Source organism: Phocaeicola sp., from assembly GCF_048170425.1.
Lineage (GTDB): Bacteria > Bacteroidota > Bacteroidia > Bacteroidales > Bacteroidaceae > Phocaeicola.
The window spans coordinates 1-12,909 of sequence record NZ_DBEXBB010000029.1 but is presented as its reverse complement, the minus strand read 5'-3'; the positions used below and the strand labels follow the sequence as shown (position 1 = coordinate 12,909).

At 45.6% G+C, this 12,909-nt stretch carries 8 protein-coding genes; 3 read left to right on the top strand and 5 right to left on the bottom strand.

Features of this window, described 5'->3' with window-relative positions; all coding sequences use genetic code 11:
* From ACMJ0U_RS01175 to ACMJ0U_RS01165, 3 genes are all read left to right on the top strand, one after another.
* Positions 1–315: transposase (locus ACMJ0U_RS01175; protein WP_417127620.1), on the top strand; the 315-nt coding region annotated here is incomplete at its 5' end.
* A 261-nt stretch (positions 316–576) separates the two neighbouring features.
* On the top strand, positions 577–1,935 hold the full coding sequence (locus tag ACMJ0U_RS01170) for a hypothetical protein (RefSeq protein WP_417127618.1): 1,359 nt from the start codon (positions 577–579) through the stop codon (positions 1,933–1,935).
* A gap of 139 nt (positions 1,936–2,074) precedes the next feature.
* The gene (locus ACMJ0U_RS01165; protein ID WP_417127616.1) at positions 2,075–2,782 is read left to right on the top strand and encodes a hypothetical protein; all 708 of its coding nucleotides are present in this window, start codon (positions 2,075–2,077) and stop codon (positions 2,780–2,782) included.
* Positions 2,783–3,077: 295 nt separating this feature from the next.
* Here the strand turns inward: ACMJ0U_RS01165 and ACMJ0U_RS01160 are convergent, their stop codons facing one another.
* From ACMJ0U_RS01160 to gltB, 5 genes are read right to left on the bottom strand one after another with little or no spacing between them, the layout of a single operon-like run.
* Positions 3,078–4,313, bottom strand: coding sequence for an LL-diaminopimelate aminotransferase (locus ACMJ0U_RS01160; RefSeq protein WP_417127614.1), 1,236 nt, complete (start codon positions 4,311–4,313; stop codon positions 3,078–3,080).
* Positions 4,314–4,323: 10 nt separating this feature from the next.
* Positions 4,324–5,130 carry a diaminopimelate epimerase gene (gene dapF, locus ACMJ0U_RS01155; protein ID WP_417127613.1) on the bottom strand — a complete coding sequence of 269 codons (807 nt, stop codon included), beginning with the start codon at positions 5,128–5,130 and terminating at the stop codon, positions 4,324–4,326.
* A gap of 14 nt (positions 5,131–5,144) precedes the next feature.
* Positions 5,145–6,815: an asparagine synthase B gene (asnB, locus tag ACMJ0U_RS01150; RefSeq protein ID WP_417127611.1), complete on the bottom strand. Its 1,671-nt coding sequence runs from the start codon at positions 6,813–6,815 to the stop codon at positions 5,145–5,147.
* Positions 6,816–6,852: 37 nt separating this feature from the next.
* Positions 6,853–8,196, bottom strand: coding sequence for a glutamate synthase subunit beta (locus ACMJ0U_RS01145; protein WP_417127609.1), 1,344 nt, complete (start codon positions 8,194–8,196; stop codon positions 6,853–6,855).
* A 30-nt stretch (positions 8,197–8,226) separates the two neighbouring features.
* Positions 8,227–12,726, bottom strand: coding sequence for a glutamate synthase large subunit (gltB, locus tag ACMJ0U_RS01140; RefSeq protein WP_417127607.1), 4,500 nt, complete (start codon positions 12,724–12,726; stop codon positions 8,227–8,229).
* Between the last annotated feature and the right edge of the window lie 183 nt (positions 12,727–12,909).

Here is a 12,909-nt window from a genome sequence, read left to right as displayed (position 1 = left end):
GATAAAGGATATATTGGACAGGCTTTGTTTGAAAATCTCTTCCTAAACGGTATTCAGCTTGTTACAAAGGTAAAAAGCAACATGAAGAATTCACTGATGAGTATTGCTGACAAGATTCTGCTTAGAAAAAGAGCCTTGATTGAAACAGTTAATGACGAACTGAAGAATATTGCTCAGATAGAACACTCCAGACATCGTTCTTTTAACAACTTCATTGCAAATTCCTTGTCGGCTATTGCAGCATACTGCTTTTTTGAGAAGAAGACCGCCATTGACGTGAATTTTGTCAATGACGGACAACTGTCTATTTTCTAATTTTATTTCGAACTCACGTTAATTAAAGACGCAAGTACGTTTAAACTAAAACGCAAGTACGTTTAATTTGAAACACAAGTGCATTTAAGATAAAACGCAAAGGCGTTTGAATCCAAACGTACTTGTGTTTTCTATCAAACGCAAGTACGTTTTTTCCATGTACTTAAAAAGCCCCAATTTTTCTTTATTTATTCAGAAAATATACATTTCAAAGGCGTTTTTTTAGTATCTTCGCCCCAAACTAACTAACCTGACTAAACTATGTCTATATTCCGACATTATATTATTATAGGAATACTCACTGTAGTATCTGTTTTTTCGTGTACCTCTCCAACTGAAACTCCTTCCCTAAAATCCACAGAAACAAATTCTCAGACCGACAGTTTGTTGCAGTTCAAGATTTATCTCGAACAGGCACGCATCAACCGTTTTAAAGTAGAGCTTCAGGAAGAAGCTCATTTTTTGGAAGCCGCAGAACGCATAGCCCAATACCTGAACGATTCGTCCGTATATGCAGATTTGTGGCAGGAAAAGGCCATGTTTTATCTGCCGCATCAACCAGAAAAAGCCAAAGAATTCTTTCAGAAGGCACTTATGTATATGCCTTCTGGAACTCCAACCGCTATAGCACACAATGAACATTACCTTTCCCGCATTTATTTGGAACAAGGACAGACGGACAGTGCCTTCCATTACATCAATAACGCCATCTGCCAAAATTTGCCGGACAAGGAAACTGCCGCCTTGCACCTTCAGAAGGGTTACATTTTTGCCTCCCTTCTGCAAGCTGACTCGGCCATGCATCATATCCTGACTTTTTTACCTGATGCCTCCTTAAAACAACGCACAGAAGCCTACCGTCGCCTGTTCGAAATGTACGGAAAGAAACAGAATGAAAAACAGGAAAACATCTACATGCGAAAATACATTCTGTCGCATGACTCGCTAAGTGCCGAACGAAAGGAAATGGTCATCGAAAAGATACAGGATATGCACGAATACAAGTTGCAACGCGAACGGGCCAACAAAGCAGAGATGCAGACAGCACACCACAAACTAATTTTCTACCGGATTGCGGTCACCTTAGGCGTAGTGATTCTTATCCTGCTTTTACTTCTTCACCGCATCCGCGTGCACAAGCAAAAGCTGACAGAAGAACTAAAGGCTACCCAGTGGATGTGCATGGAAGAAACGCTGAAAAGAAAAGAAGCGGAAGTGGCACTGGCTCACGAACAGGAGAAATTGAAGCAGCAGGAAATTGACCGGCTGAATAAAAGCGTGGCCTACTATCGGCAACTGAATGCCATCACGCTTCCTTCTCTGTTGCGGAAAAGGAACTCGCAAGGTGCGCTTCACCTGACGGAAGAGGAATGGGACATTATTCAGCAAAACACGGATACCTGCTTTGACAGATTTACCAGACGACTGAAAGAGTGTTACCCGCAACTTACGGAAGAGGAACTTCGTTTCTGCTGTCTGGTAAAGATGGATCTTCCCATGTCGTTACTATCCGAAATTTACCATATTGCCAAAGGAAGTATCTCGCGCCGGAAAATGAGACTGAAGGAGAAAATGCACATCGAAAACAGTAGTTTTGATGAGTTTATCACCGCATTTTAAGTGTCATGTACATCATAAAAACTATCAACCATCTAATTTCCAATAGATTAAACTTTACTTGTGTACATCAGATTTTTTCCTGACTTCCATCTGTCCACGTTACCTTTGCAGCCGTAAATCTATTTAAACATACGGACACATGAAAGTGAAACAACTACTTTATTGGATGATGTACGGCTTACTGATTTTCTTCACGGCATCTTGCAGTGAAGAAAATTCAGAAAATCTACCAGACAATGTGGCCATTTATCAAAGCTACCTGGTAGCTTTTTCTGATTCACAGCCTACCCTGACCTACGCCCGTTTCTCTCCAGAGAAAGACGTACCCCTGAAAGAAATCAAGCTTACAGGCAGAGCATCCATCATGGCCAATGGCAAAGAGATGGAATACCATTATTTTGATGGAAATACAATATTCGGTTATTCCTATTCACTGTCACTCGGAAAAGACGAACAAGTCTCATTCGTGTTCCAACGCAAACGGCAGCAAGAAACCCGTATGCTGACCAATTATGTCTACAAGGAATGGATTAATGAGATACATATTCCTTCGGAACTTACCACGATTGTCAATCAGGAAATGGTTGAATGGAAGGGTGAGAAAATCGCGTCCAATGAAGAACTGGAGGCCACGCTGGACAATCCCTCTCATTTGGAGGAATATACCGCTTATTATGGTACATTAAATGAAAGCCGTGACGGAGTTTCGTTTAAGAATGTGCCGAAAGGCAAATATATGCTTACGCTGAAACGCATCCTGAAACTAGAAACCAAAGACAATGACGCTCCCGCCAAAGGAGAAATCAGACTGGTTTTCTACGACAAGAAAGAAGTAACGGTGAAATAACATATAACCCTAGCCTATTTCCCAAACTCTACAGGTGTATGGACTCCCCACCACTATGAAGAAATCACAACTTCCCGTGCGGAGCCTTTATCCTTTCAGCTGAAAACTTCCGTTTCGTTGGAAATAGAAGAAAGCCTGATAATCTCTCTGGGATACACCCTCTCTAACCTTGACCCTTACTCGGGCGTCCGGGAAACCGTTTTCGACGGAAACATGCTGAACCTCGGAAAGAAGCGCCCATTTTTTCATTCACTCTCGATCGGGATAGGCTGGCGGTTTTAAAAACTGGGTCGGATTAACGTCCGGCCCAGTTTTTTATTCTGTTCATTGCTTCCTGGCAATCCTCACGTTTACCAAAGGCTGTCAGTCGCAAGAATCCTTCTCCGCTTGGTCCAAATCCTACTCCCGGAGTTCCTACCACATTGACTTCGTGAAGCAACATTTCAAAGAAGCTCCATGAATCCAGTCCTTCGGGTGCCTTTACCCAAATATAAGGCGCATTCACTCCTCCATATAGTGTAAATCCAGCAGACAGCAGTCCTTCACGCATCAGACGGGCATTCTCCATATAATAGGCTATGGTTTCCTTAATCTCAGCTTGTCCTTCGGCGGTATAGATGGCCTCTGCCCCTCGCTGGGTGATATAGCTGGTACCATTGAACTTCGTACACTGTCGGCGGTTCCATAAATGATTCAAAGCTACTTGCTCGCCCGAAGCCGTCATGGCTTTCACTTCTTCCGGCACTACGGTATAACCGCAACGCACTCCGGTAAAACCGGCTGTCTTGGAGAAGCTGCGGAATTCAACGGCGCAAGAGCGGGCTCCTTCTATCTCATAAATAGAATGTGGCACATCACTTTCGTGAATGTAAGCCTCATAAGCCGCGTCATATAATATCAACGCTTTGTGCTCCAAAGCATAGTCCACCCACTTCTGCAATTCGGCTTTGGTCAGTGTCGTTCCCGTAGGATTGTTCGGATAGCACAAATAAATCATGTCTACCGGCTCCTGGGGGAGAGAAGGGATAAAATGGTTTTCTGCCGTACAAGGCAGGTAAGTCAAACGGTTCCATTGCCCGTTTGACTGAAGTTCTCCAGCTCTCCCGGCCATGACGTTACTGTCAATATACACCGGATACACGGGGTCTGTTACTGCAACTTTATTGCCTGTGCCTAAAATATCTCCAAAATTACCGGTGTCACTTTTAGCTCCGTCACTCACAAAAATTTCTGTCGGACGCAATTCTACTCCACGCGAACGGTAATCATGTTCCAGAATGGCCTGAATCAAGAAATCATATCCTTGTTCGGGACCGTATCCATGGAAAGTTCCGGCATCGGCCAGTTCATCCACCGCACGGTGCATAGCCTTGATAGAAGACGGCGGAAGCGGACGCGTCACGTCGCCAATTCCCAGACGGATAAGTTCTACTTCGGGATGTTCCGATTTAAAAGTATTTACTTTTTTAGCTATGCTCGAAAACAGATAGTTTCCGGGCAACTTGATGAAGTTATCATTTACTTGTATCATATATCTTGTCTTACTCTTTTAATTCCATTGTTCCATCAAATACTTTCACAGCAGGTCCTGTCATATACAAATGCTGCCCCTCTCCTGCCCAATCGATGGTCAGGTCACCTCCATCCATACAGACAGTTGCATGAGAAGCGCATTTTCCGGAAAAGGCTGCCGCCACAGCTGTAGCACATGCACCTGTACCACAAGCCTGTGTGATACCAGATCCTCTTTCCCATACCCGCATACGTATTTTCCCCTCATCCAATACCTGAGCGAACTCTACATTTACCCGGTCTGGGAAAAGCGGATGATGTTCAAGCACCGGTCCTACTTCTGCAAGAGACACCTCTTCCATTTTATCTACAAAAATAACCAGATGAGGGTTTCCCATTGACACGGCCACCCCTTTCTGGAAAGGATAAGCATCACCCAGATTCACTCGGTGAATATCGGCAGGAATTCCCATATCCACCCGAACAGACTCCACTTTTCCATCCTTCACCTGCAAATGCAATTTCTTGATACCGGAAAGCGTATCCAAAAGAATATCTGTCTTTGTAGTCAGTCCATATTCATACAAATACTTTCCAATACAGCGACTGGCATTCCCGCACATCTTGGCCTCAGAACCGTCGGCATTAAAAATACGCATGCTGAAATCAGCCTTGTCCGAATCACCAATCAGCACCAGTCCGTCACTGCCTATCCCCGTATGAGGACGGCTCCACGCTACAGACTTTTCTTCCGGATTAGTCAACGGGTATTTCATCGTATTCACATAGATGTAATCATTACCCAGACCATGCATTTTTGTAAATTCTATTTTCATATCTGATAATCAATTTAGTTTTTGTATCCCTCTTCATGTACATCGGTTACCGCACGTCCGCTCGGCTCATTGATATGCTGGAAAGCTTTATCCCAAGCCAGTGCCTCCGCTGTAGAACATGCCACACTCGGTACACTGGGAACACTCTTAGCCGCACTCTCGCTCGGAAAATGTTCCTCAAAAATAGAGCGGTAATAGTACTCTTCCTTATTGCGAGGAGGATTCACAGGAAAACGCTCTGACGCATGTGCCATTTGTTCATCGGTCACTGCTTTTGCCGTAAACTCTTTCAAAGTGTCAATCCAGCTGTACCCAACACCATCACTAAACTGTTCCTTTTGACGCCATGCCACGCTTTCAGGTAACAAGTCGGCAAAAGCTTCACGCACAATTTTCTTTTCGATGGTTTTTCCGGGACACATCTTGGCCTCCGGATTCAACCGCATAGCCACATCCAAGAACTCCTTGTCCAAGAATGGCACACGTCCTTCTACTCCCCAGGCTGCCAATGACTTATTGGCCCGCAAGCAATCATACAAATAAAGCTTGGACAATTTGCGTACAGTCTCTTCATGGAAACCACGCGCATCAGGAGCCTTATGGAAATAAAGATAACCACCAAAAATTTCATCCGCTCCTTCTCCGCTAAGCACCATTTTGATACCCATACTCTTGATGACACGAGCTAGCAAGTACATAGGTGTAGAAGCTCGAACTGTCGTTACATCGTAAGTCTCAATGTAATAAATCACATCGCGAAGTGCATCGAGACCTTCCTGAATGGTGTAGTGAATTTCATGGTGCACGGTACCGATAAAATCAGCCACTTCACGTGCCTTGACCAAATCGGGGGCTCCCTCCAGACCAATGGCAAAGGAATGAAGCTGAGGCCACCATGCCGCCATTTTCCCATCCGTTTCTACACGCCGGGCAGCATAACGCTTGGCAATGGCAGAAATAACCGAACTGTCCAGACCTCCAGAAAGCAATACTCCATAGGGAACATCACTCATCAGTTGCTCACGTACGGCTTTCTCCAAACCTTCACGCAAAGCACTTACCGATACCGGCGCATTAGCTACTGCCTCATATTGGGTCCAGTCACGAACGTACCAGCGAGTCATTTTTCCTTCCTTGCTATAATAACAATGTCCGGGTAAAAAGGGTTCATAGCGTTCACAAAAACCTTCCAACGCTTTCAGTTCGCTGGCACAATAGACTTTGCCATCGCTGTCATAACCAATATAAAGCGGAATTACGCCGATTGGGTCGCGGGCTATGAGAAACTCATCTTTTTCTGAATCATACAGCGCGAATGCAAAAATACCATTCAGCTTTTCCAGAAAATGTATTCCGTATTCTTGATAAAGTGCCAAGATTACTTCACAGTCACTTCCTGTCTGGAAATCATATTTTCCGGCATACTCCTTACGAATCTCACGGTGATTGTAAATTTCTCCGTTCACAGCCAGTACCACTTTCTTATCGGGGGAGTATAAAGGTTGTCCGCCACTCTGCGGGTCTACTATTGACAAGCGTTCATGAGCTAATATAGCCGATTCCCCACAATAAATTCCGCTCCAGTCAGGACCACGATGACGAATCTTTCGTGCCATGCTCAATGCTTTTTCACGCAACTCTGGAGTCTGCTTTCTGATATTTAAAATAGCTGTTATGCCACACATAATCGTAAAGTTGTATTTATATTTTGTATGAAATCAATTATTTTCGGCTTAAATATGCATCAATGTCGGCTGCGGCCTTTCGACCGCCTGCAATGCACTTCACAACCAGACTGGCTCCGGTAGCTGCATCACCGGCCACAAAGACATTCGCCGGAAATTCGGGTTGTACCGGACGAAGGAATCCCATCGCCAGCAATACCAAATCGGCTTTCAGGACTTCTTTCTTCCCAGTCGGCTTCATCACCGGACGTTCTCCTTCGGCTCCTGGAGTCCATTCCACTTCTTCCACTTCTACACCGCACACTTTCCCGTCTTCTTCCAGGAAGCGGTTGGAAGTCAGACTCCACCGACGTATGCATCCTTCTTCGTGACTGCTACTGGTTTTGAGAACCACCGGCCACTGCGGCCACGGAGTATTCGGATTATGACCTACAGGAGGCTTCGGCATAATTTCAATCTGCGTTACACTGAGTGCTCCCTGACGGTTACTTGTACCGATACAGTCACTACCCGTATCTCCACCTCCAATTACCAGCACATGCTTGCCTTTTGCCGTAATGCGTTCTTCCTCTGGAATGCGCTGTCCGGCCAGCACGCGGTTCTGCTGTGCCAGCATCTCCATAGCAAAATGAATACCTTTCAGTTCACGCCCGGGGATATTCAAATCGCGTGCCTGCGGCGTACCCGTACAAATGCAGTATGCATCAAATCTTTCGGGAAGATTTGTCACATCAATATCGGCATTGACCTTGAAAGTGATTCCTTCTGCTTCCATCACTGCCACACGGCGGTCGATTACCGACTTGCTGAGTTTAAAATTCGGAATACCAAACCGCAACAAGCCTCCCACGTATTCCAGCTTTTCGAATACCGTCACCGCATATCCTCTACGGTTTAACTGATTGGCGGCGGCCAGTCCTGCAGGTCCGGAACCGATGACAGCCACAGACTTCCCGTTTCGTTCATACTGGCGAGGCTGTACATACCCTTCACGAAAGGCAGCTTCAATGATAGCGGCTTCATCTTCACGAATAGTTACAGGTGCATCCATACTCAACTTCAACACACAACTCTTTTCACACAATGCCGGACATATACGGCCGGTAAACTCCGGAAAATCATTGGTTCCGGTAAGTATCTCATAAGCTTCTTTCCATTTTCCCTTGTACATGGCATCCTGGAATTCCGGAGGACGATTCCCCAACGGACATGCCCAATGGCAGAAAGGTACCCCACAGTCCATACACCGTGATGCCTGGAGCTTTCGCTCACTTGTGTTCAACGTCTGTTCCACTTCACTGAAATCCATGATACGGTCGTGTACCGGACGGTATCCGGCCTCTTGTCTGGAAATGGTCAGAAATGCTTTTGGATTTCCCATATATCTAGTTTTTTACTGTTCAACAATTAATCAATAATCACGCTGTACTTCGGCTATCTTCTGCTGCAGTTTACGCATCTGCTCTTCAGCCAGCACTTTCTTGTATTCAATCGGAGTTACCTGAATAAATTCTTCCACATAACGGCTCCAGTTATCCAGCATCGTACGTGCCAGTTGAGAACCGGTGTACAGATAATGCTGACGAACCAGCTCATGGAGTTCCTTACGGGCAGTAGCATCTTCCAGTAAAGAAAGCTCTACCATTTCCATATTACAGAAGTAATCGAAATTACGGTCTTTATCCCATACGTAAGCAACTCCACCACTCATACCTGCGGCAAAATTTCGTCCTGTTTTACCCAGCACTACTACTCGTCCACCTGTCATGTACTCACAGCAATGGTCGCCTACTCCTTCTACTACCGCAATGGCTCCAGAGTTACGTACGGCAAAACGTTCACCTACACATCCATTGATGTAAACCTCTCCACTTGTAGCACCATACAGCAACGTATTACCAGCGATTACGTTGTTTTCGGCCAGGAAATTGCTTCTTACCGGAGGCTGTACCGAAATATGTCCTCCACTCAAGCCTTTACCCAGGTAATCGTTCGCTTCACCTTCCAGCTTGAAGCTGACCCCATGCGGAAGGAAAGCACCGAAACTCTGTCCGGCTGAACCTTTGAACTTCACTTGGATGGTCTGTGCAGGTAATCCAGCCTGTCCGTACTTGGCAGCTACGGCTCCTGAAAGCATCGCTCCCACCGAACGGTCAGTATTGGATATGGCATATTCCAACGATACCTCCTTACGGTTTTCCAATGCTTCTCGTGCAGCCACCAACATGCTGACATCCTTCACATGTTCTATTTCATGACGCTGTTCCGCTACATTATGTAAAGCAGCTCCGTTATCAACTTTATGCAACAATTTACTGAAATCCAGCAATGAAGCCTTTTCATGAGCCGTCGGACGTATTTCAATCAAATCCGTACGTCCCACAATATCTTCCAATCTGGAGAATCCCATCTCTGCCAAATATTCACGAACCTCTTGTGCCAAGAAACGGAAGAAGTTGACTACATAACGATAATGTCCACGGAAATGCGCCCTCAACTGCGGATCCTGTGTAGCCACACCCACCGGACACGTATTGGCATGACATTTGCGCATCATGACACATCCCAACACAATCAGCACGGAAGTTCCGAATCCAAACTCTTCTGCTCCCAGCAAAGCCATACTAATGATGTCACGTCCCGTCTTTAACTGCCCATCGGTCTGTAAACGTACCTGACCACGGAGTCCGTTGAGTACCAGTGTCTGCTGTGTCTCGCTCAGACCGATTTCCGGAGAAATACCTGCATAACGCATGGAAGAGGCCGGAGAAGCTCCCGTTCCACCTTCTGCTCCTGAAATGACAATCAAATCGGCTTTCGCTTTCGCCACACCGGCCGCAATGGTACCGATACCACTCTCTGCTACCAGCTTCACACTGATTTTGGCTTTCGGGTTCACGTTCTTCAAATCGAATATCAGCTGAGCCAAGTCTTCGATTGAATAAATATCGTGATGAGGAGGAGGCGAAATCAATGAAATGCCTGGAATAGAATGACGCGTTTTGGCAATCACTTCATTTACCTTGAATCCCGGAAGCTGTCCGCCTTCACCCGGTTTAGCACCCTGCGCTACCTTAATCTGGATTTCTTCGGCATTCACCAAGTATTCAGTGGTTACACCGAAACGTCCGGAAGCTACCTGTTTGGTCTTACTGCACAAGGAAATACCATCGTAAGTCTCATGGAAACGGTCGGAGTCCTCTCCTCCTTCACCCGTATTACTGCGGGCGTTCAGCTTGTTCATGGCCAGCGCCATGGCTTCATGCGCCTCTTTACTGATAGAACCAAAAGACATGGCTCCCGTTACAAAATGCTTTACAATTTCCTCTACCGGCTCTACATCTTCCAATGGAATCGGATTACGGCGGAAAGAGAAGAAGTCACGCAAAAATATCGGACTTTCCTTTTCATCTACCCGACGCGTATATTCCTTGAACTTGGCATAGCTTCCCAAACGAGTGGCCAACTGCAAAGCGCTGATAGTTTCCGGATTCCACGCATGTTTCTCGCCATCCTTACGGTAGGAGAACTGGCCGATATAAGGCAACAAATCGTCGACCTCTTTTGCAAAACCTGCATCATGGAACGCCTGGTAATCTTTGGCAATGCTTTCCAATCCGACACCTCCGATGGATGAAGAAGGGGTACCGAAATAAGTAGAAAGCACTTCGCTGCCCAAACCAACAGCTTCAAATATCTTCGCTCCACGGTAAGAACGTATCGTACTGATACCCATCTTACTCATTACTTTATAGAGCCCCTTGCAAACGGCTTTTATGTAGTTCTTTTCGGCAGTTTCATAATTCAACTGCACATCGCCTTTCTTCACCATGTCATCCAGAATGGCAAATACCATATACGGATTGATGGCGCTCGCTCCATACCCAAGCAGCAAAGCAGCATGCATCACTTCCCGAATTTCTCCACTTTCTACCACCAATGCGGTCTGTACTCTCTTTTGTACAGAAATCAGGTGATGATGTACGGCACTTACAGCCAGCAAAGAAGGAATGGCTGCATGTGCTGCATCAATCTCACGATCGGAAAGAATGACGTAGTTTACCCCTTCATCCACTGCCGCCTCGGCTTTCTTGCACAACTCATTCAATGCCTCACGCAGACCTTCCGCTCCTCTTGCTGCATCAAACAGCATCGGCAACTTCACGGTATTAAACCCTTTATAGCGAATGTTGCACAATATATCAAGCTGCGTATTGTTCAGAATCGGGTGTGGCAGACGCACCATCTTACAATGCGATTCACTCGGCAACAGGATGTTGGTTCCTACAGCTCCGATATATTCCGTCAGCGACATCACCAGTTCCTCACGTATCGGGTCGATTGGCGGATTGGTCACCTGAGCAAACTGCTGACGGAAATAATTGAACAATATCTGAGGCTTGTCGGACAACACAGCCAGAGGAGTATCGTTACCCATGGAAGCTGTGGGTTCGGCCCCATTCATACACATCGGAGTAAGCGTACGTTCTATGTCTTCGCGAGTAAATCCGAATGCACGCAGGCGACGTTCATAATCAGGTACAGAATTGGAAATCTTACGACCACTACGTAATGTATCCAGTTCAATACGGTTGGTAGAAAGCCACTGACGATAAGGCTTGGAAGCCGCCAACTGGCTCTTCAGTTCGCCATCGTAGTAAATACGTCCTTCCTGGGTATCTACCAACAATATCTTGCCAGGCTGAAGACGGCCTTTTTCCTTAATGGCTTCAGGTTCAAAATTAATGACTCCCGCTTCGCTGGCTACCACCATCATATCATTTTTAGTGATCAGGTAACGTGCCGGACGCAAACCGTTACGGTCGAGCATACCCCCTGCATAACGTCCGTCGCTGAACAACAAGGCAGCCGGTCCGTCCCAAGGCTCCATCAAAATGGAATGATACTCATAAAACGCCTTCAACTCCTCACTAATCGGATTCTTGTCATTGAATGACTCTGGCACAAGCATAGCCATGGCATGCGGCAGGCTCAATCCGGACATCACGAAAAATTCCAATACATTATCGAGTGAGGCACTGTCGCTCATTCCCGGCTGTATAATCGGACCTATTTTCTTCACGTCACCTAATAAAGGAGTGGAAAGTACACTTTCACGCGCCTCCATCCATCCTCTGTTTCCACGAATGGTATTGATTTCTCCATTATGAGCTAACAAGCGGAAAGGCTGTGCCAAACTCCAGGTAGGAAATGTATTCGTACTAAAACGAGAATGTACGATGGCCAGTCCGCTGGTAAAGTAAGGCTGGGTAAGGTCCTGAAAATATTCACGCACCTGTACCGAAGACAGCATACCTTTATATATAATATTTTTGCTGGACAAGGAAACAATGTAAAAGTCCTTATGATGTACACGGCGTTCAATCTTTTTACGTACAATATATAAGGTACGTTCAAAGTTTTCCAGGTCGGTTGCCCCGGTAATGAACACCTGCTTAATGTCCGGTTCAGTCTCCAACGCACTTTTTCCTAAGATAGAAGAATTCACGGGCACGGAACGCAAGTGCATCAATGACAAGCCTTCACGCTCTACCTCCTCAATCAGGATGCTCAGAATGGACTCCTGTTCCTTCGCGTCTTTCGGAAGAAAGACCAATCCCGTACCATATTTCCCCTTTTCAGGCACCGGAATTCCTTGTAACAATATAAACTCATGTGGAATCTGCAGCATAATACCTGCACCGTCACCCGTCTTGTTGTCAGCGCCTTCTGCGCCACGATGTTTCATATTTTCCAAGACTTTCAAGGCTGCATCCACCAATTCATGTGATTTATTACCATGAATGTCTACAATCATACCTACTCCACAAGCATCGTGCTCGTACTCCGGTTGATAAAGCCCGGAAGATGTCTGATGACATTCTGTTACTTCCAGCTCTTCTTTTCTCATAAATTTTCCTGCTAACCTCATTTTATCTTTCATTATTAATACCCAAAACAGAGTTTACATTCTATTTGTCCACAAAAATAATAATATCACTTCCAATATGACACTTTTGTAGGATTTTTCATTACAATATTTTCATCTGCACAAACCATACCTTTCATTTTATTTATATAATACACAAAAAAA

Bases quoted from the DNA above. Each gene is read 5' to 3' on its own strand.
- ACMJ0U_RS01170 (WP_417127618.1), top strand. From the start codon at position 577: ATGTCTATATTCCGACATTATATTATTATAGGAATACTCACTGTAGTA.
- ACMJ0U_RS01160 (WP_417127614.1), bottom strand. From the start codon at position 4,313: ATGATACAAGTAAATGATAACTTCATCAAGTTGCCCGGAAACTATCTG.
- gltB (WP_417127607.1), bottom strand. From the start codon at position 12,726: ATGAGAAAAGAAGAGCTGGAAGTAACAGAATGTCATCAGACATCTTCC.
- dapF (WP_417127613.1), bottom strand. From the start codon at position 5,130: ATGAAAATAGAATTTACAAAAATGCATGGTCTGGGTAATGATTACATC.
- ACMJ0U_RS01145 (WP_417127609.1), bottom strand. From the start codon at position 8,196: ATGGGAAATCCAAAAGCATTTCTGACCATTTCCAGACAAGAGGCCGGA.
- asnB (WP_417127611.1), bottom strand. From the start codon at position 6,815: ATGTGTGGCATAACAGCTATTTTAAATATCAGAAAGCAGACTCCAGAG.
- ACMJ0U_RS01165 (WP_417127616.1), top strand. From the start codon at position 2,075: ATGAAAGTGAAACAACTACTTTATTGGATGATGTACGGCTTACTGATT.